This window comes from Pseudomonas sp. VEM90, from assembly GCF_054611535.1.
Genome location: NZ_JBTRAR010000022.1, coordinates 11,251 through 36,901 on the forward strand (window position 1 = coordinate 11,251; position 25,651 = coordinate 36,901).

General features: G+C 60.4%; 21 protein-coding genes and 2 tRNA genes. 8 read left to right on the plus strand and 15 right to left on the minus strand.

The features are described from left to right. Positions 1-581: 581 nt before the first annotated feature. The 5 genes from ACYCCG_RS19790 to ACYCCG_RS19810 all read right to left on the minus strand — a co-directional run bounded on the left by ACYCCG_RS19790 (position 582) and on the right by ACYCCG_RS19810 (position 5,677). Positions 582-1,298: an ABC transporter ATP-binding protein gene (locus ACYCCG_RS19790; RefSeq protein ID WP_176683163.1), complete on the minus strand. Its 717-nt coding sequence runs from the start codon at positions 1,296-1,298 to the stop codon at positions 582-584. Then, a complete protein-coding gene (locus tag ACYCCG_RS19795) occupies positions 1,295-2,170 on the minus strand; it encodes an ABC transporter ATP-binding protein (RefSeq protein ID WP_176683162.1) in 876 nt (291 codons plus the stop codon). The genes ACYCCG_RS19790 and ACYCCG_RS19795 overlap by 4 nt, the downstream gene beginning before the upstream one ends. Then, positions 2,167-3,468, minus strand: coding sequence for a high-affinity branched-chain amino acid ABC transporter permease LivM (gene livM / locus ACYCCG_RS19800; RefSeq protein WP_176683161.1), 1,302 nt, complete (start codon positions 3,466-3,468; stop codon positions 2,167-2,169). Before livM ends, ACYCCG_RS19795 begins: the two co-directional genes overlap by 4 nt. 2 nt (positions 3,469-3,470) lie before the next feature. Next, the gene (locus ACYCCG_RS19805) at positions 3,471-4,385 is read right to left on the minus strand and encodes an ABC transporter permease subunit (protein ID WP_176683160.1); all 915 of its coding nucleotides are present in this window, start codon (positions 4,383-4,385) and stop codon (positions 3,471-3,473) included. Positions 4,386-4,540: 155 nt separating this feature from the next. Next, entirely contained in the window at positions 4,541-5,677 is a 1,137-nt protein-coding gene (locus ACYCCG_RS19810) for a branched-chain amino acid ABC transporter substrate-binding protein (protein WP_176683159.1), read from the minus strand. 501 nt (positions 5,678-6,178) lie between these two features. On the opposite strand from ACYCCG_RS19810, the gene pncB reads away from it, so the two are divergent. Further along, positions 6,179-7,384 carry a nicotinate phosphoribosyltransferase gene (pncB, locus tag ACYCCG_RS19815; RefSeq protein ID WP_176683158.1) on the plus strand — a complete coding sequence of 402 codons (1,206 nt, stop codon included), beginning with the start codon at positions 6,179-6,181 and terminating at the stop codon, positions 7,382-7,384. A 3-nt stretch (positions 7,385-7,387) separates the two neighbouring features. Next, a complete protein-coding gene (gene nadE, locus ACYCCG_RS19820) occupies positions 7,388-8,215 on the plus strand; it encodes an ammonia-dependent NAD(+) synthetase (RefSeq protein ID WP_176683157.1) in 828 nt (275 codons plus the stop codon). Positions 8,216-8,325: 110 nt separating this feature from the next. Here the strand turns inward: nadE and azu are convergent, their stop codons facing one another. Then, complete coding sequence (gene azu, locus ACYCCG_RS19825) at positions 8,326-8,775, minus strand: azurin (protein ID WP_129933869.1); 450 nt, start codon at positions 8,773-8,775, stop codon at positions 8,326-8,328. Between the two features lie 349 nt (positions 8,776-9,124). Between azu and ACYCCG_RS19830 the strand changes: the two genes are divergently transcribed. Then, on the plus strand, positions 9,125-9,712 hold the full coding sequence (locus ACYCCG_RS19830) for an LOG family protein (RefSeq protein WP_176683156.1): 588 nt from the start codon (positions 9,125-9,127) through the stop codon (positions 9,710-9,712). Between the two features lie 121 nt (positions 9,713-9,833). Here the strand turns inward: ACYCCG_RS19830 and ACYCCG_RS19835 are convergent, their stop codons facing one another. Next, a complete protein-coding gene (locus ACYCCG_RS19835; RefSeq protein WP_209963141.1) occupies positions 9,834-12,134 on the minus strand; it encodes a YgiQ family radical SAM protein in 2,301 nt (766 codons plus the stop codon). A 186-nt stretch (positions 12,135-12,320) separates the two neighbouring features. Further along, positions 12,321-12,536 (minus strand): DUF3077 domain-containing protein, encoded by a 216-nt coding sequence (locus ACYCCG_RS19840; protein ID WP_209963138.1) that lies wholly within the window; start codon positions 12,534-12,536, stop codon positions 12,321-12,323. Between the two features lie 862 nt (positions 12,537-13,398). On the opposite strand from ACYCCG_RS19840, the gene ACYCCG_RS19845 reads away from it, so the two are divergent. Beyond that, on the plus strand, positions 13,399-15,054 hold the full coding sequence (locus tag ACYCCG_RS19845) for an ATP-binding cassette domain-containing protein (RefSeq protein WP_459671548.1): 1,656 nt from the start codon (positions 13,399-13,401) through the stop codon (positions 15,052-15,054). Positions 15,055-15,078: 24 nt separating this feature from the next. On the opposite strand, the gene dnaB is transcribed toward ACYCCG_RS19845, so the two are convergent. From dnaB to rnr, 7 genes are all read right to left on the minus strand, one after another. Further along, positions 15,079-16,476 carry a replicative DNA helicase gene (gene dnaB / locus ACYCCG_RS19850; protein WP_021783887.1) on the minus strand — a complete coding sequence of 466 codons (1,398 nt, stop codon included), beginning with the start codon at positions 16,474-16,476 and terminating at the stop codon, positions 15,079-15,081. A 113-nt stretch (positions 16,477-16,589) separates the two neighbouring features. Continuing rightward, complete coding sequence (gene rplI, locus ACYCCG_RS19855; RefSeq protein WP_003249568.1) at positions 16,590-17,036, minus strand: 50S ribosomal protein L9; 447 nt, start codon at positions 17,034-17,036, stop codon at positions 16,590-16,592. A 20-nt stretch (positions 17,037-17,056) separates the two neighbouring features. Continuing rightward, entirely contained in the window at positions 17,057-17,920 is an 864-nt protein-coding gene (locus tag ACYCCG_RS19860; RefSeq protein ID WP_176683153.1) for a hypothetical protein, read from the minus strand. 33 nt (positions 17,921-17,953) lie between these two features. Next, positions 17,954-18,184, minus strand: coding sequence for a 30S ribosomal protein S18 (gene rpsR / locus ACYCCG_RS19865; RefSeq protein ID WP_003249563.1), 231 nt, complete (start codon positions 18,182-18,184; stop codon positions 17,954-17,956). 28 nt (positions 18,185-18,212) lie between these two features. Then, entirely contained in the window at positions 18,213-18,638 is a 426-nt protein-coding gene (gene rpsF / locus ACYCCG_RS19870) for a 30S ribosomal protein S6 (protein WP_021783885.1), read from the minus strand. Positions 18,639-18,927: 289 nt separating this feature from the next. Then, the gene (rlmB, locus tag ACYCCG_RS19875; RefSeq protein WP_003249554.1) at positions 18,928-19,674 is read right to left on the minus strand and encodes a 23S rRNA (guanosine(2251)-2'-O)-methyltransferase RlmB; all 747 of its coding nucleotides are present in this window, start codon (positions 19,672-19,674) and stop codon (positions 18,928-18,930) included. After that, a complete protein-coding gene (gene rnr / locus ACYCCG_RS19880; RefSeq protein WP_176683152.1) occupies positions 19,671-22,244 on the minus strand; it encodes a ribonuclease R in 2,574 nt (857 codons plus the stop codon). The genes rlmB and rnr overlap by 4 nt, the downstream gene beginning before the upstream one ends. Positions 22,245-22,516: 272 nt before the next feature. On the opposite strand from rnr, the gene ACYCCG_RS19885 reads away from it, so the two are divergent. The 4 genes from ACYCCG_RS19885 to ACYCCG_RS19900 all read left to right on the plus strand — a co-directional run bounded on the left by ACYCCG_RS19885 (position 22,517) and on the right by ACYCCG_RS19900 (position 25,596). Next, positions 22,517-22,603 (plus strand) — tRNA-Leu (locus tag ACYCCG_RS19885). An 88-nt stretch (positions 22,604-22,691) separates the two neighbouring features. Next, positions 22,692-22,778 (plus strand) — tRNA-Leu (locus tag ACYCCG_RS19890). A 239-nt stretch (positions 22,779-23,017) separates the two neighbouring features. Further along, complete coding sequence (locus ACYCCG_RS19895; RefSeq protein WP_176683151.1) at positions 23,018-24,031, plus strand: extracellular solute-binding protein; 1,014 nt, start codon at positions 23,018-23,020, stop codon at positions 24,029-24,031. Beyond that, complete coding sequence (locus ACYCCG_RS19900) at positions 24,031-25,596, plus strand: ABC transporter permease (RefSeq protein ID WP_003249548.1); 1,566 nt, start codon at positions 24,031-24,033, stop codon at positions 25,594-25,596. Before ACYCCG_RS19895 ends, ACYCCG_RS19900 begins: the two co-directional genes overlap by 1 nt. The last annotated feature ends 55 nt before the right edge of the window (positions 25,597-25,651 follow it).

Genomic DNA, 25,651 nt, shown 5'->3' on the forward strand with positions numbered 1-25,651 from the left:
CACGGTAGGTTGTCATGGCAGCTTTGCAGCATGCCCGCGCACGGCGCAGGCAGCAAGCCGCTCAGGGGCTGTTCATTTTTTGTTCATACTCGTCAAACCCTTGCTGCAGAGGGCTCGCCGCCAGGTATGCGCATGTTATCCACAAGGCTTTCCCCACGGATTGGGGGCAACTTGTTCACTGCACGGAACCCTTGCAGCGCTCCGTGGTCGGTGGACATCTTTCAGGTGATGGCGCAAGGCTTTCAAGCATGCCGCCTGCAGCGGTCTGTCCAACGTTTTTTCACAGAGTTATCCACAGGGTTTGCGCTGCGCTCGAAGTGCACGCAGGGCCTTTGAAAACTGGGGAAAACCATCCACTAAGGGGATATGAACAAAAAATGATCATATCGCTACAGGGCCTGAGTCTAAAGGCATCGAGCGATATGCCACCATGTTTTCCACAGGCGGCTCCACATTATCCGTGGAAAAGATATGGCCTGTGGAAACAATGGCTTGCGGGGGAATATTGGCGTGTGGCGAGAGAAGGGAACGACAAGTTTTCCACATTGGGAAGGGGCTGCATTGCAGCCCCTGCATACCACTCAGTGCCCACCCAGATAAGCGTTACGCACTTCCTCATTGACCAACAGTTCCTGCCCGGTCCCGGTCATGCGAATCTGCCCGTTGACCATCACATACGCCCGGTCCGACAGTTTCAGCGCATGGTTGGCGTTCTGCTCCACCAGGAAGATGGTCATCCCGGTCTTGGCCAACTCTCGCAGGGTAGAGAAAATCTGCTTGACCACGATCGGCGCCAGCCCCAGCGAGGGCTCGTCCAGCAACAGCAACTTCGGCCGGCTCATCAGTGCCCGGGCAATCGCCAGCATTTGCTGCTCGCCACCGGACATGGTCATGGCCCGCTGGTTACGCCGCTCCTTCAACCGCGGGAATAGCTCGTACATGCGCTGCATGTCTTCGTCGGCATGCTTGTCGCCAATGGGGATGGTCCCCATCATCAGGTTCTCTTCGACGGACATGTCGGGAAACACCCGGCGCCCTTCCGGCGACTGGGCAATGCCGTTGGAGGCGATGTAGTGCGAGGATTTGCGGGTGATGTCGGTGCCGCGGTACACGATACGCCCGGATGCCGCCCGCGGCTGGCCGAAAATCGACATCAGCAGGGTCGACTTGCCGGCACCGTTGGCACCGATCAGGCTTACAGTCTCGCCCTCGTTGATGTGCATCGAGACTTTCTTCAGCGCCTGGATCGGCCCATAGAAGACGTCCAGGTCCTTCAGCTCGAGAATGGGTGCACTCATACCAGTTCCTCTTCGTCTGCACCCAGGTAGGCGGCAATCACCGTCGGGTTGTGGCGGATGTCCTGCGGCGCACCTTCGGCAATCACAGTGCCGTGGTCCAGCACCACGATATGGTCGGAAATGCTCATGACCATACCCATGTCGTGCTCGATCAGCACCACCGTGATGTCGTGCTCGTCACGCAGCACACGGATCATGCGGCTGAGTGCCTCGGTTTCCTGCGGGTTCAGGCCCGCCGCCGGCTCGTCCAGGCAGATGATCTTCGGCCGCGTGCACATGGCCCGGGCAATTTCCAGGCGCCGCTGCTGGCCATACGACAGCTCGCCGGCCAGGCGGTTGGCGCAATCGACCAGGTCGACCACTTCCAGCCAATAGAAGGCGTGATCCAGTGCATCGCTTTCGGCCTTGCGGTAGGCCTTGGTGTTGAGCACCCCGGCCAGCAAGTTGCGGTTGACCCACATATGCTGGGCCACCAGCAGGTTCTCCACCACCGACATTTCCTTGAACAGGCGAATGTTCTGGAAGGTGCGCGCCAGGCCGGCGCGATTGACCAAGTGGGTACCACCGAACATCTTGTAGTACATACGGTTGGCAAAGCGCGCAGGCGATAAGAAGTCGGCCGCCTGGAAGCGTTCGCCGAGCAGTTGGATGACGTTGGTGTGGCTGCCACGCACGTTCAGCTCGATACGTCCGCCACTGGCCTTGTAAAAGCCGGTCAGGCAGTTGAACACCGTGGTCTTGCCGGCGCCGTTAGGGCCGATCAGGGCAAAGATCTGGTTGCGCCGGACCTTCAGGCTGACGTCGCTGAGCGCCTTGATGCCACCGAACTGCATCATGAGGTTGTCGACCGAGAGAATGATATCGTCGCTCATGGCGCCACTCCTTTACGCGGGGTCACACCGGCACGGCTGATGCGGATCAGCCCACGCGGTCGCCAGATCATCATCAGCACCATCAGCACGCCGAACAACAGCACGCGGTACTCGGAGAAGCTGCGCAGCAGCTCCGGCGCCACGGTCAGCACGAACGCGGCGATGACCACGCCCACGGTCGAGCCCATGCCGCCCAGCACGACGATGGCGAGGATCAGCGCCGACTCGAAGAATGTGAATGACGACGGGTTGACGAAGCCTTGGTAGGTGGCGAAGAACACCCCCGCCAGACCGGCAGTCGAGGCACCCAGAGTAAAGGCCGACAGCTTGACCAACACGTGGTTCAGGCCCATCGAACGGCAGGCGATCTCGTCTTCGCGCAGCGCTTCCCAGGCCCGGCCGACCGGCATGCGGGTCAGACGATGCTTGATGTACAGCACAGCCAGCACGACCATGAACAGCACCGCGTAGATGAACACGAACTTGAGGCTGGCGTTGTACTCGAAGCCGAAGAACTCGTGGATCGGCACGCCGCCATCCTTGGCCCGGCGGCCGAACTCCAGGCCGAAGAGAGTGGGTGAGGGCGCCGGCATGCCGTTGGGGCCACCGGTGAACGATAGCCAGTTGTTCAGCACCAGGCGGATGATCTCGCCAAAGCCCAGCGTCACGATCGCCAGGTAGTCACCGTGCATGCGCAACACCGGGAATCCGAGGATGCACCCCGCCAGCGCCGCAGCGATGGCCGCCAACGGCAGCACGCTCCAGAAGCCCAGCCCCAGGTATTGATAACCCAGCGCCAGGCCGTAGGCACCGATGGCATAGAACGCCACATACCCCAGGTCGAGCAGGCCGGCCAGGCCGACCACGATGTTCAGGCCAAGGCCCAGCAATACGTAGATCAGGCCGAGGATGACCACGGTCAGCAGGTACTTGTTGGCGAAGATCGGGAAAACGATGGCAATCACGATCAGCGCGGGGATGATGTAGCGCAGGCGCGACTTGTAGTCCGGGGCGGTCACATGCACGCCCGAGCCACCGCTATCAAAGCCCAGGAGCATGCGTTGCCCAGGGGCAGTCTGCAGGAACAGGCTGAGCAGGAAGCGCCCAACCATCACACCGCCGACCAGCCAGGCCACGCGGCGCGGCTCGGCATTGAAGGTGTAGCCGTCAAGTACCACGCCAACGACCGGACCGAACACGATAAGTGCCAGCAGGCCAGCGACAATGGTCTCCAGCAGGCTGCGTTTAAGGTCGAAACCCTTGGTTTCGCTAACAGAGGCAGTTTTGGCAACGGACATGTTCACACCTTAGCCACGAGCGGGCGACCCAGCAGGCCTTGTGGGCGGAAGATAAGGATCAACACCAGCAGCGAGAAGCTGAACACATCCTTGTAGTCGGAGTTGATCAGGCCTGAGAACAGCGACTCGGAAATACCCAGGATGATCCCGCCGAGCATCGCACCCGGCAGCGAGCCGATGCCACCGAGCACTGCGGCAGTGAACGCCTTGATACCGATGATGAAACCGGCGTAGAAGTCGAAGGTGCCGTAGTTCATGGTGATGAGCACGCCTGCCAGGGCGGCCATCACTGCACCGATGACGAACACGTAGGAAATCACCCGATCGGTGTTGATACCCAGGATCGAGGCCATCTTGCGGTCTTGCTGAGTGGCACGGCACATGCGGCCGAGCTTGGTGTACTTGATCACGTAGGTCAGCAGGCCCATGCCGACGAATGCCGCCACCAGGATAAAGATCTTGGTGTAAGTCAGTTGCACGAAGCCGGTTCCGACTTCGACACGCATGGCGCCTTCCAACAGGGTTGGCACGCCTTGCTGGCGGGCGCCCTGGCTGATCTGTGCGTAGTTCTGCAGGATCAGCGAAATGCCGATGGCACTGATCAGCGGTGCCAGGCGGGTGGAGTTACGCAGCGGTTTGTAGGCGATGCGCTCGATGGTGAAGCCATAAACGCCGGTGACGACGATGGTGAACAACAGGGTGCCCAGCATCAGCAGGGGGAACGATTCGACACCGAAGTAAGCCAGCAATGCCAGGCTGATCGCCGCGAGGTAAGCGGAGATCATGTACACCTCGCCGTGCGCGAAGTTGATCATGCCGATAATGCCATAGACCATTGTGTAGCCGATGGCGATCAGGCCATAGACCGACCCGAGGGTCAGGCCGTTGACCAGTTGCTGCAGGAAAATACCATCCATAACGCAATCTCACCTGATTGAGATTGCACGAGCGCCGACCACGGCGCGGGCCACCTGTGCGGGGCCCTCGCAGCGCAGAACTGTGCAGATCTACGAATAAAGACAGGTACCGCGGGGCTTTGGGCCCGAGCAACAGCCCGGGCCGCGGGCCGTTGTTATTTTTGTTTTTCCAGCTGGTGGTATTTACCGGTCTTGTCCCACTGGTAGACCACGTAGTCGGAGACGGTCAGGTCGCCCTTGCTGTCCCACTTCTTCTCGCCCATGACGGTCTGCACCGGGTTGGCCTTGAGCCACTTGGCAGCGTCTTCGCCCTTGTTCGACTTCGCGCCGTTGAACGCGGCAGCCAGGGCCTGCAGCGAAGCGTAGGCGTACAGGGTGTAGCCCTCAGGCTCAGTGCCGGCCTTACGGAACTCTTCCACCACCGCCTTGCTGTCTGGCAGCAGGCGCGGGTCGGCGCCGAAGGTCATGTACACGCCGTCCACGTATTGCGCGCCGCCGGCGGTGGACACCAGTTCGTCGGTGACGATGCCGTCATCGGACATGAACTTGACGTCCTTCAGGCCCTGCTCGCGCAACTGGCGAACCAGCGGGCCGGCTTCCGGGTGCAGGCCGCCGAAGTAGACCACGTCGGCACCGGTAGAGCGGATCTTGGTGACCACCGCGCTGAAGTCTTTCTCGCCACGGGTCAGGCCTTCGTACAGCACGGGCTTCACGCCGCGCTTTTCCAGCTGCGCCTTGGTCGCGTCAGCCAGGCCTTGGCCGTAGGTGTCCTTGTCGTGCAACACCGCGATCTTCTTGCCCTTGAGCACGTCGACGATGTAGTCGCCAGCGACGATACCCTGCTGGTCGTCACGGCCGCACATGCGGAACATGGCGCTCAAGCCGCGCTCAGTGACCGCTGGGTTGGTGGAGCCTGGAGTGATGGCAATCACGCCCGCCTCGTCATATACCTCGGACGCCGGGATCGTGTTGGAGGAACAGAAGTGGCCCACCACGCCGATCACCTTGTCCTGATCGACCAGGCGGTTGGCCACGGACACGGCTTGCTTCGGTTCACAGGCGTCATCGCCTTTGACCAGAACGATTTTCTCGCCATTCACGCCACCGGCGGCGTTGATCTTGTCGGCCGCTGCCTGCGCACCTTTCATGTACTGCTCGCCAAACGCTGCGTTTGCCCCGGTCATGGGGCCCGCTACACCGATCTTGACGTCGGCCTGAACATACGAAGAAACACCCAGGGCCGTAGCTACGGCCAGAGCCAGGAAACCTTTCTTGTAAAACGTCTGCGACATGAGGTGGTGCTCCTAGAGTTTTTTTGGTTGGCACTACAACTTCTCAGCCTGGTACTCCGAGCAAGGGTCGTGCCATCGGTTTTGTCTTCCGGGAAAACACACTGTGAAGGGTGCCTGTAGGCGACGGGCGGCCTTTTCTTTATTGAGCGTGCAACCGTCTGCCACGCGGCAGGCGCCACCATACGTACAGACAAGGAGCAACCGTCGAGTGCCATCATTGCAACCCTGGCAAGTGTTTACGTGCAACCGACCTGTAACAGCGGGACGTCACCGAACTGCACACCGCTGGTGCACGATTGCTACAGGCGGCACCGTTTCAAGGCTAGCTTGTGCACGGAAAAACACCTCTGTTTAGGCCGTTCCGGCCTCTTCGCGGGCAAGCCCGCTCCTCGTCCCCGCACCGTGTAGGAGCGGGCTTGCCCGCGAAGAGGCCGGAACAGCCACACAAGGGGTAAAAGGCTGGCACAATGTCTGCCAATCGCCGCTTCCGGAGCCCCCTTGATGAGCGAAAGCGCATTCGCCGAGCGCATCGTGCACAACCTGCTCGACACCGACTTCTACAAACTCACCATGATGCAAGGTGTGCTGCACAACTACCCGGACGCCGACGTCGAATGGGAATTCCGCTGTCGCAACGGTGAGGACCTGCGCCCCTACCTCGGCGAAATTCGCAATCAGCTCGAACGGCTTGGCGACCTCACCCTGGACGATGGCCAGCTGACCTTCCTCGAACGCATCAGCTTCCTCAAACCCGACTTTTTACGCTTTCTGCGCCTGTTCCGCTTCAACCTGCGTTACGTGCACGTCGGCATTGAAAACGACCAACTGTTCCTGCGCCTGAAAGGTCCATGGCTGCATGTGATCCTGTTCGAAGTGCCGCTGCTGGCCATCATCAGCGAAGTACGCAACCGCAATCTGCACCCGCACATGCGCCTGGCCGAGGCGCGGGACCAGTTGTACCGCAAGTTCGACTGGCTGCGCGCGCATGCCAGCGATGACGAGCTGGCCGAACTGCAGGTGGCCGACTTCGGCACCCGCCGGCGCTTTTCCAGCCGCGTGCAGGCGGAGGTGGTACGGGTGCTGCGCGACGACTTCCCCGGCCGCTTTGTCGGTACCAGCAACGTCGACCTGGCATGGAAACTGGATATCAAACCGCTGGGCACCATGGCCCACGAGTGGATCATGGCCCACCAGCAGCTCGGCCCACGGCTGATCGACAGCCAAATTGCCGCGCTGGATTGCTGGGTACGCGAGTACCGTGGTCTGCTCGGCATCGCCCTGACCGACTGCATCACCATGGATGCCTTCCTCGGCGATTTCGACCTGTACTTCGCCAAGCTGTTCGACGGCCTGCGCCATGATTCGGGCGAGCCGGTAGCCTGGGCGGAAAAGGCCATTGCCCATTACCAGAAACTGGGTATCGACCCGATGACCAAGACCCTGGTGTTCTCAGACGGCCTCAACCTGACCCGCTCACTGGAAATTTTCCGTGCCCTGCGCGGCCGCATCAACGTCAGCTTTGGCATCGGCACCAACCTGACCTGCGACATCCCGGGCGTGGCACCCATGAGCATCGTGCTTAAAATGACCGACTGCAACGGCGCGCCGGTGGCCAAGATTTCTGATGAAGCCGCCAAGACCCAGTGCCGCGACGAGAACTTCGTCGCCTACATGCGTCACGTATTCAAAGTCCCCAGCAAGGAGTAACCCATGCAAGCGGTTCAGCAAGAGATTGCCCAGGCGCTGAAGGTACAGCCGCCGTTCGCCGACGCGGCAGCGCTCGAGGCCGAAGTCGCCCGGCGCGTGGCGTTCATCAAGGACTGCCTGGCCAACGCCCGGCTCAAGACCTTGGTGCTGGGCATCAGCGGTGGCGTCGACTCACTGACTGCCGCCCTGCTCGCCCAGCGTGCCATCAACGAGCTGCGTGCCGAGACCGGCGACAAGGCCTACACCTTCATTGCCGTGCGCCTGCCGTACCAAGTACAGCATGATGAGCATGACGCCCAGGCATGCCTGGAAGTGATCAAGGCGGATGAAGTTCACACTGTGGATATCGCCCCGGCAGTGCGTGCATTGGCGGCCGAAGTGGTGGAGTTGAAAAACGGCTCGCCGACGCTGGTGGACTTCGTGGTTGGCAACGTCAAGGCGCGTACCCGGATGGTCGCCCAGTACACCATCGCTGGCGCCCGCGCAGGTCTGGTGATCGGTACCGACCATGCGGCCGAGGCAGTAATGGGCTTCTTCACCAAGTTTGGTGATGGTGCCTGCGACCTGGCGCCGCTGAGTGGGCTGGTGAAGAATCAGGTGCGGGCGATTGCGCGTAGCTTCGGTGCGCCGGAATCACTGGTGGAGAAGGTGCCAACGGCCGACCTGGAAGACCTGGAGCCGGGCAAGCCGGACGAAGCGTCACATGGCGTGACCTACCAGCAGATCGACGCCTTCCTGCATGGGCAGCCGGTTGACCAGACAGCGTTCGACATCATCGTCGCCACCTACCGCAAGACCCAGCACAAGCGCGAACTGCCGTTCGCACCTTGATAAGGCTATAGAAAAACCTGTAGGAACGGGTTTTCCGCGAATACGATGGTGAACCCACCGACGCATTCGCGGGTGAACCCGCTCCTACAGGGTTCGCCGTCAGCCTTTGATTACTTGACCACGACCTTGCCTTTCATCATCGAGATGTGGCCCGGGAAGGTGCAGAAGAAGCTGTAGTCACCACCGGCTTCCAACTTGGATGTGTCGAACTTCACTTCGGTTTCTTTCTCAGGCGCGCCGATCATCTTGGTGTGAGCGATGATCGCGGCGTTGTCAGCCTTCAGGTAGTCCTTATCCAGACCCTGGCTCATGCCTTCGGTGGCAATGGCCTGCATGTCGGCAGTCTTGCTGATCACCAGGTTGTGGCCCATGACGTTCTTCGGCAGGTTGCCGGAGTGGGTCAGTTTGACGGTGAATTCCTTGCAGCTCTTGTCGACAGTGAATTCCTTGCTGGTGTAGGACATCTGGTCAGTCGAGTCGACAGTGACCGAGCACTCGGCGGCGAAGACAGAAGCGCTGGCGAGGGTCAGCAGAGATACCGCTACAGCTTTCGCAAACATCATGAATCTCCTTGGCAGGGTTTTATCAATTGCGAGACTGCCTGAAACCGTTCAGCCCCTTGGTGATATGGGTCAAGGGGGCGTCAAGAGGCCAGCCAGTAAATTTGTTCAATGGATTGTATACAACAATTCTAACGGCACATCATGCCCTTTTATTGGACGATGAGACAACCTCTCATTTAGGAGCAATACCAAATGCCCATCTCCAACTTCCTCAATAGCCTGCTCGCTGCCTACGCCCACGGGGCCACAGGTGCAATCTGCGAATTCTCCCGGCCGGAATGAACCCGCCCTTGGAACTGACAGGCATGCGCCGTACCCTGTGCGCCTGAGTGACAGGAGATGAGCAATGCCCGTACGTTCCGTTTGTGTGTTCTGCGGCGCCAGCATGGGCGCCAACCCTGCCTACCGTGAAGCAGCCGTCGCGCTGGGCCAGGCCATTGCCCGCCGTGGTTTGACCCTGGTGTATGGCGGTGGCGCGGTCGGCTTGATGGGTGTGGTGGCAGATGCGGCCATGGCGGCCGGTGGCGAAGTGATCGGGATCATTCCGCAGAGCCTGCTGGACGCTGAGGTCGGCCACAAGGGCCTGACCCGCCTGGAAGTGGTGGATGGCATGCATGCGCGCAAGGCCCGCATGGCCGAGCTGAGCGATGCCTTCATTGCCTTGCCGGGTGGGCTGGGTACGCTGGAGGAACTGTTCGAAGTGTGGACCTGGGGGCAGCTGGGCTATCACGCCAAGCCGCTCGGGCTACTGGATGTGAACGGTTTCTACGACAAGCTGGGCGGGTTCCTCGACCATATCGTCGAAGAAGGTTTCGTGCGCCCGCAACACCGGGCGATGTTGCTGCTGGGGCAGCAGCCAGACGAGCTGCTGGACGGGATGGACAGCTTTGTGGCGCCGGTCGCGCCTAAGTGGGTCGACAAGCAGCCTGACTGATCCAGATGGATGGGCCGAACACTGACCCTGTGGGAGCGGGTTCACCCGCGAATCGATAGTGGATCTACCGACGCATTCGCGGGTGAACCCGCTCCCACAGGGCTCTATGTAGCCTTCAAAATCAGCGGGGAATGACAGGCTGACGCGGCTTCTTGTTGCCCTTGCCGCCCTTGCTCGCCTCTTTGCGCTCCTTGGCCGCCTGCTGGTTACGCGCAAACGCCTCGGCCTTGGCCTTCTCGCGCTTGTCCCACGGCTTGCTGCCATCGCTGCCACGCGGCGGCAGGCCGGTGTGCTGGGTCAGGATCTTCTGGTCCTTGCCCACCTTGTGGCTCCCCGCCGGGGTCGAGTTCTTGCGGCGCGCGCTCTGGTAGCTGTCGGACTGCGGCTGGTGCGCCGGAATCAGCTGGTGCTTGCCCGGCCCGATCAGGTCGGCGCGGCCCATTCGCTGCAGCGCTTCACGCAGCATCGGCCAGCCCTTCGGGTCGTGATAGCGCAAGAACGCCTTGTGCAGACGGCGTTGCTCGTCGCTCTTGACGATCTCCACCCCTTCGCTCTTGTAGGTCACCTTGCGCAGCGGGTTCTTGCCTGAGTGGTACATGGCCGTGGCCGAGGCCATTGGCGACGGGTAGAACGCCTGTACCTGGTCGGCGCGGAAGCCGTTGCCCTTCAGCCACAGGGCCAGGTTCATCATGTCTTCGTCGGTGGTGCCAGGGTGCGCGGCAATGAAGTACGGGATCAGGTACTGCTCCTTGCCCGCTTCTTTCGAGAACTTCTCGAACATGCGCTTGAAGCGGTCGTAGGTGCCGATACCCGGCTTCATCATCTTGTCCAGCGGGCCACGCTCGGTGTGCTCCGGGGCAATCTTCAGGTAGCCGCCAACGTGGTGGGTGACCAGTTCCTTGACGTACTCCGGCGATTCCACCGCCAGGTCGTAGCGCAGGCCGGAAGCAATCAGGATCTTTTTCACACCCGGCAAGGCACGGGCCTTGCGGTACAGCTCGATAAGCGAGCTGTGGTCGGTATTGAGATTTTCGCAGATACCCGGGAACACGCACGACGGCTTGCGGCAGTGCTTCTCGATATCGGGGCTTTTGCAGGCGATGCGGTACATGTTGGCAGTCGGCCCGCCAAGGTCCGAGACCACGCCGGTGAAGCCCGGCACCTTGTCACGCATCTCTTCGATTTCGTGCAGGATCGACTCGTGCGAGCGGTTCTGGATGATGCGGCCTTCGTGCTCGGTGATCGAGCAGAAGGTACAGCCACCGAAGCAGCCACGCATGATGTTCACCGAGAAACGGATCATCTCGTAGGCCGGGATGCGCTCCTTGCCATAGGCCGGGTGCGGCACACGGGCGTAAGGCATGCCGAACACGTAGTCCATTTCCTCGGTGCTCATGGGGATGGGTGGCGGGTTGAACCACACATCCACTTCACCGTGCTTCTGCACCAGCGCGCGAGCGTTGCCCGGGTTGGTCTCCAGGTGCAGCACGCGGTTGGCATGGGCATAGAGCACGGGGTCGTTACGCACCTTTTCGAAGGATGGCAGGCGGATCACCGACTTTTCCCGGGTCACGGCCGGGCTGTCGAGAATCTGCACCACCTTGGCTTCGTTCGGATCCTCCTGGTCGCCCTTGGCCTGCTCGATGGCACAGGCCTGGGTGTCCTGGGTGTTCACGTACGGGTTGATGATCTTGTCGACGCGCCCCGGGCGGTCGATACGGGTGGAGTCGATCTCGTACCAGCCTTGCGGAGTATCGCGGCGCACGAAGGCGGTGCCGCGCACGTCGGTGATGGTCTCGATCTTCTCACCGTTGGACAGGCGCTGGGCCACCTCGACCACCGCACGCTCGGCGTTGCCGAACAGCAGGATGTCGGCGCTGGCGTCGATCAGGATCGAGTGACGAACCTTGTCCTGCCAGTAGTCGTAGTGGGCGATGCGGCGCAGCGAAGCCTCGATGCCGCCGAGCACGATCGGCACATGCTTGTAGGCCTCCTTGCAGCGCTGGCTGTACACCAGGCTGGCACGGTCCGGACGGCTGCCGGCCAGGCCACCAGGGGTGTAGGCGTCGTCGGAACGGATCTTCTTGTCTGCGGTGTAGCGGTTGATCATCGAGTCCATGTTGCCGGCGGCCACCCCGAAGAACAGGTTTGGCTCGCCGAGTTTCATGAAGTCGTCTTTCGACTGCCAGTTCGGCTGGGCAATGATGCCCACGCGGAAGCCCTGGGCTTCCAGCAGACGGCCAATGATGGCCATGCCGAACGACGGATGGTCGACGTAGGCATCACCGGTCACGATGATGATGTCGCAGGAATCCCAGCCGAGCAGATCCATCTCCTCCCTGCTCATTGGCAGGAAAGGTGCTGGCCCGAAGCATTCGGCCCAGTACTTGGGATAGTCGTAGAGTGGTTTGGCTGCTTGCATGTCAGTGACCGGTTCTGGTGTACAGGGAAATCGCGGGCGCGGAATATAGCACAAATTTTGACCAAATCCGACTGGATTCGTGGGGATTGGTGGGCGGGGCGACGGTTGGGGGATGGACGTGGCACGTGGTTGGCTTGAGGGGTGTAGTGGGGTTGCCAGGAGTTCATGCAACCTGAAGCCAACCCCTCACTGCCTCATCCACAGCTCAGCATCATCCATCAGCGCCTTGGCCATCGCACTCAGGTAATCGGCAGCCCAGATCATCATCGGCTTCTCACCCATCAACCCGGTGATGGTCAGTTCGCGCACATAGCCCATCAACTCCGAATACTGCTCGCGGGCGTCTCTACACTGGATCCCGGGCTCGATGCGGAACAACGGGTGGGGTAAACCCGCTCCCACAGGTACGGTGCAACTCTTGAAGCCTATGGTGAACCTGTAGGAGCGGGTTCACCCGCGAAAGGGCCAGCCCAGGCAACACATCAACGAAGCCTTACAGCAGGCCCCTGCCCCTGCATCGGGTTGTCTTCAAGAAAAGGGGGATCGTGGGATGGATCGGGGCAAGGCGATTACTCACAGGAAAACCTGAGCCTGCTTAGACCGATGGCGATCGCGCCCCTGCTGAGCGATCGCAATTCCTTCAGATTTTTACTGAATGTTTAGCCTATCCAACCCTGAGAAAGTGCTAACCAGCTAATTATTGGTGCTTTTTTCTTTATCTCTCAAGAATTGTAGGAATCGACCTTCTAGTCTTAGTAAAAAACCCTACATTAACTTTCCTCAACAAATCCCGAGAAGATCTTGAACCCCCCCCAAAAAAAACAAGTGCTACAACAGTGACGCGCAGAAAGGCGCACTCAAACCAACTCTATAGGAGTATTAGCCATGGGACGTCGTCGTTCTGAAATCCACACGCTGTAGATCTCACGCGTGATGAACTACACATTCACCGATTCCGAGGTTGAATTTCTCAACCTTCTGTAAGTGACAAACCAGAAGGGGCTTAGCTCCTTCTGGCTCTACCAAGGATCAGTACCCGCTTTTCACCCTCCGCATACCGTTCTCAGCGTGCGCGGGCAAGTCAAGCGAACACTGATCAACTTGGAAAAACATAACAAGATCGCATTCTATCGCACACTTTATGAGCACCCGAATCTCGCTACGGTTGTTCAGGTGTTCATACCCGGACTTGAACGCTTCCACCTGATCAGATCAGGTATTCCAATCGCGCCACAGAGTGCACTCAAAGGCATAAGGCAATGACATGCAAATCTATAGAGGAATGCTCGCCGCCCTCGGCGCGACACTGTTCCTGAAAATCGCGACCGTCGTACCTGCTCTAGTCTTGGCCGACATCATTGACAACCTGGCCACCTCAGCCGCGTCTTCCCAGCTTCTGCTCGGAGCTTTCATATGCCTTGTCGCATTACAAGCCTCTATGACCCCTCTACAAGCCTGGTGCCTGGCGCGGCTTTGCCAGGAACGCGTGAAGCAACTTTCCATCCGCTGGTGCCGCGAATTGCTGGACAAGCGCTTCGAGGCCTATGGACAACTCCATGGCGGAACACTGGTAAAAGTACTGGATAGGGGCATTACCGCACAGGAGCGGTGGTTGGGCTTTCTGATTGGCTCGGCATGGCCGGTGCTAGCCGAAGCTGCAGTGCTGATAACGCTCTTCGCTTACCTGGGGGCTACTTCGGTATTGATCGGCCTCATCCCTTTGAGCCTGGCCTACCTGTGGGCCAACGATTGCCTGGTGCGCTGGCGCCGGCCACATATCGAGGCAGTGAACGCGCGCGAGGATGAACTGGCGGAACAATGGGTGGATACCTTCGCCAGCGCGGCAACGGTCAAACTGGAAAAGGCCGAGGATGCTGCAATGCTCCCGGTCAACCAGACACTTTCGCACTATGCCGACTCAGCAGTGCAGGTAGCTCACAGTGGGGGTTGGATTCAGAGCCTGCGCACCCTGTTCATAGGCTTGGGCAGTGGCGGTCTGCTCATGTGGGGTATCCATGATCAGGCTCTGGCAGCACCGCAATTGAGCCTGGGCGAGCTGGTTGCTCTCTTCACCTTGGTGAGCGGATTGCTGGCAGGGGTTGCGCAACTTGCTGAGGCCTGGCGATTGCTAGACCAGTTTCGGCTAGACAAACGCAAACTCGAACACTGGCTCCAGCTCCCCTCGTTCGGCCCAGCATGCACTACTGAGGCGAAGTCCCAAGACAAGGACGCTGGCCTAAGCATCGCCCCGTGCCAGTTGAGCGCTCGAGATAATGTACAACTTCACATCGAAGAACCCTTGGTACTGCACAAAGGAGAACGGGTCGCACTGATCGGGCCCAGCGGATGTGGTAAATCGACACTTCTGCATACGCTGGCGGGAACGATATTCCCGTTGCGCAAGGATGTGCACCTGCACGGCAGGTGCCTGGCGTCGCTCAACGCTAGTGAACAATTCAGTCGATTACGACTCTGCCCTCAGGAGGCGCATTTCATACCCGGCCCCCTGCCCCGCGCCGTGCTGTTCGAGCAAGCTCATGATCGCGCTCAAATCGAACGATGGCTTGAACGGTTGGGCCTGAGCAAAGACTGGTACGAACTTGATCTGGATGCACGCGCAGAATCGATATCGGGCGGCGAAGCACGCAGGCTGACGCTGCTACGCCTTCTTAATCAGCCTGGGGAATTCAATTTCTTTGACGAGCCCACAGCCGGGCTCGATGCCGCGTCGGCTGAGCGTACCTGGGACCTGTTGTTCGAAGCATTTAAAGGGCGAGGGCTGATTTGCGTGACGCATGATCAGAGCGCACTGTCGCGGTTTGACCGGGTGATCACCCTGAGCGAGGGGCGGATCATCAGCCAAGGGCAAACGAACATCGCTCAGATTTCAGAGCTAGCAGGCGCACCGCAAACCTCGTAGGAGCGGCCTTGCTAGCTCAATGGGTTATTCATCATCATCAAAGTTGTACATCCCCGGCGCCAAGTTCTCGAACCGGGTGTACTTGCCGATAAACGCCAAACGCACGAAACCGATGGGGCCGTTACGCTGTTTGCCGATGATGATTTCCGCCACGCCCTTGTGCTCGGTCTCGGGGTGGTACACCTCGTCGCGGTATACGAACATGATCACGTCGGCGTCCTGCTCGATTGCACCGGATTCACGCAAGTCGGAGTTGACCGGGCGTTTGTTCGGGCGCTGCTCCAGCGAGCGGTTCAGCTGCGAAAGGGCAATGACCGGGCAGTTGAATTCCTTGGCCAGGGCCTTGAGCGAGCGGGAAATCTCGGAAATTTCGTTGGTACGGTTGTCACCGGCCGACCCCGGGATCTGCATCAGCTGCAGGTAGTCGACCATGATCATGGCGATTTCGCCATGCTCACGGGCCAGGCGGCGGGTACGCGCGCGCATTTCCGAGGGGCTGATACCCGCCGTATCGTCGATGAACAATTTGCGGTCGTTGAGCAGGTTCACTGCCGAGGTCAGGCGCGGCCAGTCGTCGTCGTCCAGCTGGCCGGAACGGACCTTGGTCTGGTCGATACGCCCCAGGGACGAGAGCATACGCATGATCAGCGACTCACCTGGCATCTCCAGGGAGAACACCAGCACCGCCTTGTCGGTACGCAGTACGGCGTTTTCCACCAGGTTCATGGCGAAGGTGGTCTTACCCATCGACGGACGACCCGCAACGATGATCAGGTCGGCTGCCTGCAGGCCGCTGGTCTTCTCGTCCAGGTCGGTGTAACCGGTGGAGATACCGGTGATGTCGCTGTCGGAGTTGAACAGCGTATCGATACGGTCGATGGCCATGGTCAACAGTTCGTTGACACCCACCGGGCCGCCGGTTTTTGGCCGGGCCTCGGCGATCTGGAAGATCTGCCGCTCGGCGTCGTCGAGGATTTCTTCGGCGTTGCGCCCTTGCGGGTTGAAGGCGTTGTCGGCGATGTCGGTACTGATGCTGATCAGTTGGCGCAACGTGGCCCGCTCGCGAATGATCGCGGCGTAGGCCTTGATGTTGGCTACCGAGGGAGTGTTCTTGGCCAGCTCGGCCAGGTAGGCCAAGCCGCCGACTTGCGAGGACAGGCCTTCCTTGTCCAGTTGCTCGTGCAGGGTAACCACGTCAAATGGCTGGTTGGCATCGGCCAACTTGTGCACGGCACGGAAAATCAGGCGGTGGTCATGCCGGTAGAAATCGCCATCCGACACTTGGTCCAGCACCCGCTCCCAGGCGTTGTTGTCCAGCATCAGGCCACCGAGTACGGCCTGTTCGGCCTCGATGGAATGCGGCGGCACCTTCAGGGCTGCGGTTTGCAGGTCTAGCTGTTCGGAAGTGGTGATCTCGTTCATGGCCACGAAAGAATTCTGGAGGACGAAAAAGACAAAGGGCACGGCCTGTCGAAAACAGGACCGTGCCCGATGTTAACCGCCTGACTCGCAAGGAGCCAGCCAGTTAGCGCAGCTTAGGCAGCTACGACGACCACGCGTACGGTGGCTTCAACGTCGCTGTGCAGGTGCACGGCTACGTCGTATTCGCCAACCTGACGGATGGTGCCGTTCGGCAGACGAACTTCAGCTTTGGCCACTTCAACGCCGGAGGCGGTCAGGGCGTCAGCGATGTCGTGGGTGCCGATCGAACCGAACAGCTTGCCTTCGTCGCCAGCGGTGGCAGTGATGGTCACTTCCAGCTCGGCCAGTTGGGCAGCGCGGCTTTCAGCCGAAGCTTTCTTGTCAGCGGCTGCTTTTTCCAGCTCGGCACGACGCTCTTCGAACGCAGCCAGGTTGGCGGCGTTGGCAACGGTGGCCTTGCCGAATGGCAGCAGGAAGTTACGGCCGTAACCAGCCTTAACTTTTACTTTGTCGCCCAGGTTGCCCAGGTTAGCGACTTTTTCCAGCAGGATCAGTTCCATTTGGTAAAACCTCTTAACTTTTAACCTTCACCGTTCGCGGAGTCTTTCCCCGGAGGGGACTTGCGACCGCGAAAATCAATCAGGCTGTCGACAATGGCCAAAACCATCAGCAACGGATAAATCAGCTGCATGATCAGCGGCAGCGTCACGTACATCCCCACTAGCCAGAAACCGGCCAGTCGGCCCTGTGCCACCAGCCCGTGCATCAAGGCGATGCCGGCCAGCACCAGTACCAGGCTCGAGGCAGATGCCAGGATGATGAACTGCGGCCCGATAAACGGAGCCACCACCATCACTGCCACCAAGGCCGCCGTGGCCTGTTTCGGCAACTTCAGCGCGCGAAACTCGCGACCGAAGCCTCCAGGGTTGTACAACGCTGCCTGCCAATAGCGCGCCAGCACCAAGGCCAACACACTGAACAATTGCACCGTCACTGCAGTAGAAGCGACCAGCACAGGGCGGATCAGCTCATCGGAGAGTACCGGTTGCCCCTCGATTTTCGGCATGGCTTCGGCAAACGCCTTGGCCAGCACGTCGAAGGTTTGCGCCAGCGCCAGATCGAGCACGAGGCTGAAAGCCACGGCGAACACGGCACTGAGCAGCAACACCCGGCTCCACGGATGCTCGGCACGCAACATGGCGGCCAGGGCCAGGGCACCCGCAATCACCAGAAAGGTGATGGGATCGCCCATGACCCACACGGCCAGCCCGGCCAGCAGGCCGCCAGCGATGACCGTTGTAGCATCCTTGAACCCACGCCGCAGCAGCACAAGGCTGCACGCAGCGGCACTCAACCAGAACAGCAGCGGCAGTACCGCACTGATGACCACCACCAGGGTGGCCTGCACACGACCGCGCATGATGAAACTTGCTAACGCTCGCATGCTAACCCCTTACTGCTTGTCGACGACCCGGTCTCAGCGGCCGTGGCTGTCGGTGTAGGGCAGCAGGGCCAGGAAGCGGGCGCGCTTGATAGCGGTAGCCAGCTGACGCTGATAACGAGCTTTGGTACCGGTGATACGGCTTGGAACGATCTTGCCGGTTTCGGATACGTAAGCTTTCAGGGTGTTGAGATCTTTGAAGTCGATCTCTTTCACGTCTTCAGCAGTGAAGCGGCAGAATTTACGACGACGGAAGAAACGTGCCATTTAATAGGCTCCTCTAAAGGTCCGTGGATTACTCGTCAGCGTTATCGCTGGAGTCGCTGTCATTGCTGTCATCGCCTTCGGCGGATTCAGCATGCTCAGGACGCTCACGACGCTCACGGCGCTCGCTGCGGTTTTCTTCAGCCTTCAGCATCTCGGACTGGCCGGTAACGGCTTCGTCGCGACGGATGACCAGGTTACGGATAACGGCATCGTTGTAGCGGAAGTTGTCTTCCAGCTCGGCCAGGGCCTTGCCGGTGCACTCAACGTTCAGCATCACGTAGTGAGCCTTGTGAACATTGTTGATTGCGTAGGCCAGTTGACGACGGCCCCAGTCTTCCAGGCGGTGGATCTTGCCACCATCTTCTTCGATCAGCTTGGTGTAACGCTCAACCATGCCGCCGACTTGCTCGCTCTGGTCCGGGTGAACCAGGAAGATGATTTCGTAATGACGCATGAATGCTCCTTACGGGTTAGTAGTCTGCCAGCGAATCTGGTCAGACAAGGAGTGAATGACACTGTATGTCTTGCACGGAGGGGAGGCACATGAGCGCCTGCCAGCTCGGCAAGGGGCGCAATTGTAGAGAAGGTGGGACACACAAGCAAGGTGATTGGTGAATATTTGAACAGCCTGAAACATATTTACAGGCTGCGGGCCCTTTCGCGGGTGAACCCGCTCCTACAGGGGAACGCAATCACCCTGTAGGAGCCGGTTCACCCGCGAAGAGGCCGGAACAGGCTGAGAATCAGCGCTTGGCCTGGCGCTGACGCACGGCTTCGAACAGGCAAACCCCGGTCGCCACCGACACGTTGAGACTGCTGACACTACCCGCCATCGGCAACTTCACCAGGAAGTCGCAATGCTCGCGGGTGAGCCGGCGCATGCCCTTGCCTTCCGCCCCCATGATCATCACCAGTGGCCCGGTCAGGTCTTGCTGGTAGATCTCCTGCTCGGCCTCGCCAGCGGTACCCACGACCCACAGGCCACGCTGCTGCAACTTCTCAAGCGTACGCGCCAGGTTGGTCACAGCCACCAGCGGAATGACTTCTGCCGCGCCACAAGCCACCTTTCGCACAACCGGCGTCAGCGTTGCGGACTTGTCCTTGGGCACGATCACTGCCGTGGCACCGGCCGCATCGGCGGTACGCAGGCAGGCGCCGAGGTTGTGCGGGTCGGTCACGCCGTCCAGCACCAGGATCAGCGGCGGGGTTTCTGTGCGCTCAAGCAGCTCTTCGAGCATCAGCTCGCCCCACACCTGGCTCGGGCTGACCTCGGCAACAACACCTTGGTGCACGCCTTCGACCCAGGCATCCATCTCACGGCGCTCGGCCTGGCCGACCGGCACGCGGTTTTCCGCGGCCAGCGCCAGCAAGGTCTCGAGGCGTGGCTCGCTACGCCCTTCCGACAGCCAGATCTGCTTGACCCGCTTTGGATGGTGCTGCAGCAATGCCTGCACGGCGTGTACGCCGTAGATCTTTTCCAGCTGACTCATGAATTGCTCTTGCTTTTGCGTGGCGCGCCGGACTTCGGCGGGCCTTTACGGTGCTTGGTCGGTTTGCCGGACGGCTTGCCACCTTTCTCGGATTTGCTGCCAGCACTGCTGCGCGCGTCGGTCATCAACGCTTTCTTCATCTCGCGGCTTTTACGCACTTCAGCGTTACGCTGCACAGCATCCTTGGGGAAGTACGCTTCGGACGCTTCGCTTTTGCGGCTGCGCGGCTTGGGCGTGGCTTTCGCTTCAGTTACCGGCTGCTGCTCGGCTTTTTCGGCAGCCGGCGCGGCGCCACGCTGCTTGCGGCCAATCGGTGCGGCGAGGGTCTTTTCCGACACTTCGAAGTCGATCTTGCGCTCATCCAGATCAACACGCATGACCTTGACTTCGATGGTGTCGCCCAAGCGGAAGGTGCGACCGGTACGCTCGCCGGACAGGCGATGGTGTACCGGGTCGAAGTGGTAGTAGTCCCCCGGCAACGCACTGACGTGCACCAGGCCCTCTACATAGATATCGGTCAGCTCGACGAACAGGCCGAAACCGGTCACTGCCGTGATCACACCCGGGAAGGTCTCGCCAACGCGGTCTTTCATGAACTCGCACTTGAGCCAGTTGACCACGTCACGGGTGGCTTCGTCAGCCCGGCGCTCGGTCATCGAGCACTGCTCGCCGAGTTGCTCCAGGGTGTTTTCGTCGTACGGGTAGATACGCGCCTTGGGGATGCTCATGGCGCCGGCACGCTTGACGTGCGGGGTATCGACCTTGGAGCGGATGATGCTGCGGATGGCGCGATGCACCAGCAGGTCCGGGTAACGACGAATCGGCGAGGTGAAGTGGGTGTACGCCTCGTAGTTCAGGCCGAAGTGGCCGTTGTTCTCGGTGCTGTACACGGCCTGGCTCAGCGAGCGCAGCATCACCGTCTGGATCAGGTGGAAGTCCGGGCGACCGGCGATGCTCGCCAGCAGGGCCTGGTAATCCTTCGGCGACGGGTCCTTGCCCTTGTGCAGGCTCAAGCCCAACTCCCCAAGGAAGGCACGCAGTTTTTCCAGGCGCTCCGGTGGAGGGCCGTCGTGCACGCGGTACAACGCCGGTACACCGTGCTTCTGCAGGAACTCGGCAGTGGCCACGTTGGCCGCCAGCATGCATTCCTCGATCAGCTTGTGGGCGTCGTTGCGCACGGTCGGGCGGATTTCAGCGATCTTGCGCTGATCACCGAAAATGATGCGGGTTTCCTGGGTTTCGAAGTCGATGGCGCCCCGCGTGTGACGCGCGTCCACCAGCACCTTGTACAGGTTGTACAGGTTCTTCAGGTCCGGCACGACGTCCTTGTACTCTTCGCGCAGCGCCTTGCCCTCACGGGTACGCGAGTGCTCGAGCATGCTGCTGACCTTGTTGTAGGTCAGGCGGGCATGGGAGTGGATCACGCCTTCGTAGAACTGATAGTCGACCATCTGGCCGGCTTTGTTCATGGTCATTTCACAGACCATGGCCAACCGATCGACGTGCGGGTTCAGCGAGCACAGGCCGTTGGACAGCTCTTCGGGGAGCATCGGCACCACGCGCTCGGGGAAGTACACCGAGTTGCCGCGCTGCTGGGCTTCGACATCCAGGGCAGAGCCCAGACGCACGTAGCTGGACACGTCAGCAATGGCCACGTACAGGCGCCAGCCACCGGAGAACAGACGCAGCTTGCCCAGCGGTTCGCAATAAACGGCATCGTCGAAGTCGCGGGCGTCTTCACCATCGATGGTGACGAACGGCAGGTGGCGCAGGTCGACACGCTTCTCTTTGTCCTTCTCCTCGACTTCGGAGCGGAACTTGCGCGCTTCCTTGACCACCTCATTGGGCCACACATGCGGAATGTCGTAGCTGCGCAGGGCAACGTCGATTTCCATGCCCGGCGCCATGTAGTTGCCGATGACCTCGACCACATCGCCTTGCGGCTGGAAGCGCGGCGTTGGCCAGTGGGTGATCTTGATCTCGACGAACTGGCCGATCTTGGCACCGCCGTTACGTCCGGCAGTCACCAGCACTTCCTGCTGGATCTTCGGGTTGTCCGGGGTTACGTAACCGATGCCGCCTTCTTCGAAATAGCGGCCGACCACGCTTTCGTGGGCACGGGAGATGACTTCGACCAGCACGCCTTCACGGCGGCCACGGCGGTCGACACCGGAGACGCGGGCCAGGCCACGGTCGCCGTCGAACACCAGTCGCATCTGCGACGGGCTGAGGAACAGGTCTTCGCTGCCGTCATCGGGAATAAGGAAGCCGAAGCCGTCGCGGTGGCCGGAGACTCGACCGCAGATCAGGTCCAGCTTGTCTACCGGGGCATAAGTGCCGCGCCGGGTATAGATAAGCTGGCCATCGCGCTCCATGGCACGCAGGCGGCGGCGCAGGGCTTCGATCTGGTCTTCTTCATACAGACCGAACTCTTTTGCCAGCTCCTCGCGGGCAGCAGGTTCGCCTCGGTCGGCGAGACGCTGCAGGATCAGCTCACGGCTGGGAATGGGGTTGTCGTATTTTTCCGCTTCGCGAGCGGCCTCGGGATCGAGGGATTGCCAATCGGCCATCAGAAGGGGTTCACCTTGGGGTATATAGATAGGAATTCTGGCATAGGCGTATTGAAACCGGAAATGTCTGCCTTGGACAGCCCCCGCTGCAGTGCATAAACAGCAGAAATAGGCTTATGGAATCAACGAGTTGAATTTTTTGAATTTTTTTTCGATTGGGGGCTTTACAGCCCTGGGTAGCGTCCGTATAGTGCGCACCACAACGACGGACAACCCCGAAGTTGTAGTAGAGATGAACGACGCTGTAAAGCATCAAGTAACCTCGAATGTGTGCCCAGGTGGCGGAATTGGTAGACGCGCTGGTTTCAGGTATCAGTGACCGCAAGGTCGTGGAAGTTCGAGTCTTCTCCTGGGCACCAAGTATTTTCAAGTAACAGATGACCAAGGATCTGTTACTACTGCGTGAAAGCGAACGATAGTCGCCTTCTGCAGATGATGTAAAGCTTTGCCCAGGTGGCGGAATTGGTAGACGCGCTGGTTTCAGGTATCAGTGACTTAACGGTCGTGGAAGTTCGAGTCTTCTCCTGGGCACCATACAAAAACCCACTAGCTTGCTAGTGGGTTTTTTCTTGCCTGCGATTTTTGTGCCTCCCCCTCCCCGATACGCGCACGTTGCAGGAGCGGGTTCACCCGCGAAGAGGCCCCTGCAGGCAACCCCTCCCAACCCCTGGCACCATGGTCTGACCATGAATTTCTCGTCACCCGGCCACTTGAGAAACAATTTCGTTTACCATTGTTTCCAAATATGTAGCCGTAAGCGAGGAAGTACCCGCATGACGATCCGCCCGCAACCGCTGATGCGTACCCTGGCCGCCGCAGTGCTGAGCCTGGTCATCGGCGCTCCGGCCGCCATGGCAGACGCACCGGTCGCGCTGACCATGTACAACGGTCAGCACAAGGAAATCGGCGAAGCCATTGCCAAGGCCTATGAGGCCAAGACCGGCATTCACATCGACATCCGTAAAGGCAGCAGCAACCAGCTGGCCAGCCAGATCATCGAGGAAGGCGACCGCTCGCCGGCCGACATCATCTACACCGAAGAGTCCCCGCCTCTGAACAACCTGGGCGAACTGGGCCTGCTGGCCAAGATTGACGACGCTACGTTGAACATGATGCCCAAGGAGTACGTTGGCGCCAACGGCACCTGGATGGGTATCACCGCCCGTACGCGCATCGTGGTGTACAACCCGAAGAAAGTCGACGAGAAAGACCTGCCGACCACGGTGATGGACTTCGCCAACCCTGAGTGGGAAGGCCGCGTCGGCTACGTACCCACCAGCGGTGCGTTCCAGGAGCAGGCCGTGGCCATTCTGAAGATGCACGGGCGCGAAGCCACCGAAGAATGGTTGACCGGTCTGAAAGCCTTCGGCAAGACCTACACCAACAACATGGTCGCCCTCAAAGCCGTGGAAAAAGGTGAAGTGGCTGCGGTACTGGTGAACAACTACTACTGGTACGCGCTTGAACGCGAACGCGGCAAGCTGGACACCAAGCTCTATTACCTGGCCGACGGCGATGCTGGCAACCTGGTCACTATCTCCGGCGCGGCCGTGGTCAAGGCCAGCAAACACCCGAAAGAAGCCCAGGCCCTGCTCAACTGGATGGCCAGCGAAGAAGGCCAGCGCGTGATCACCCAGACCACCGCCGAGTACCCGCTGCACAAGGGTATGGTTTCTGACCGCGGCCTGAAGCCGTTCGACGAACTGCGCCCGCCGAAGATCTCGCCAGCTGACTTGGGCAATGCCGAGGAAGCCATCGAACTTGAGCGTGAGGTCGGCCTGCTCTGATGACTGCCGCCCTGTCCGAACCGGTGCCGGTACGCTTCGTACCGCGCCGCAAGCGCCCTTCCATCTGGGTAGTGCTGCCTGTGCTGTTCCTTGTGGCAATGAGCTTGCTGCCACTGGCTTATGTTGCCATCAAAGCCTGGGAGGCCGGCTGGCGCGAAGCTTTGCACCTGTTGTGGCGGCCCTTTGTCTGGGGGCTGATGCGCAACACCCTGATGCTGATGGTCGGGGTGACGCTGACCTGCATGGTGGTCGGCCTGGCACTGGCCTGGCTGCTGGAGCGCAGCAACCTGGCCGGCCGCCGGTTGTGGGGCGTGGTGCTGTGCCTGCCATTCGCTGTGCCGTCGTTCGTCAGCAGCTTCACCTGGGTGTCGCTAAGTTCGGACTTTGAAGGCCTGGGCGGCGCGATCATGGTCATGGCCCTGTCCAAGTACCCGCTGGTGTTCCTGCCCGTTGCCGCGACCCTGCGCAACCTTGACACCTCGCTGGAGGAGTCGGCACGCACCCTGGGTTGCAGCCGCTGGGGGGTGTTCAGCAAAGTCACCCTGCCGCTGCTGTGGCCGTCGATGCTCGGCGGTGCGCTACTGATTGCCCTGCATATGCTGGTAGAGTTTGGCGCATTGTCGATCCTCGGCCTGCAAACCTTTACCACGGCGATCTACCAGCAGTTCGAACTGGAGTTCAGCAACGCCAACGCGGCCATGCTGTCTGCCGTGCTGCTGGCGATGTGCCTGGCAATGCTGTGGCTGGAACTGCGGGTGCGCGGCAAAGCCCGCCATGTACGTATCGGCCAGGGCGTAGCGCGCCGTGCGCAACCGGTGCGGCTGCGCGGCTGGGCAGTACTGGCGCAACTGTTCTGCGTGGGCCTGGCGGTGCTGGGCAGCGGCATTCCGCTGGCGATGCTCGGTTACTGGCTGAGCGTGGGTTCGTCGGCGGCATTCCCGGTGGCGGCCATCTCGAAGGCGTTGTTCACCTCGCTGTCGGTGTCGCTGGGCGGTGCCGGCTTTTGTGTGCTGCTGGCTCTGCCTATCAGCTTCCTGGTGGTGCGCTACAAAGGCCGCCTGGCGATTTGGGCTGAGCGTCTGCCCTACCTCCTGCACGCCCTGCCCGGCCTGGTGATTGCCCTGACCCTGGTGTTCTTCGCCCTGCACTACGTGCCGGCGCTGTACCAGACCACGGCGCTGCTGCTGCTGGCCTACGCGCTGCTGTTCCTGCCGCTGGCCCAGTCGCCGGTGCGCACCGCGCTTAACAAGGCTTCGCCGACGCTGGAAGAAGCCGCACGCACCCTGGGCGCCAGCAGCTTTGCCGCATTCTGCCGGGTGACCTTGCCGATCATCTTCCCGGCCATGGCGGCGGCCTTCGCCCTGGTGTTTCTGGATGCCATGAAGGAGCTGACGGCTACCCTGCTGCTCAGCCCGACCGGCATGACCACCCTGGCCACCGAAGTGTGGGCGCACACAGCCAATGTCGAGTTCGCGGCGGCGGCGCCGTATGCGGCGTTGTTGATTGTGGTGTCGGGGTTGCCGGTGTATTTGCTGACTACGCGGATGTATCTGAACAAAGCTTGATCCGCGTCGCCTTCATCGCCGGCAAGCCAGCTCCCACAGGTACCGCGCCGCCCTC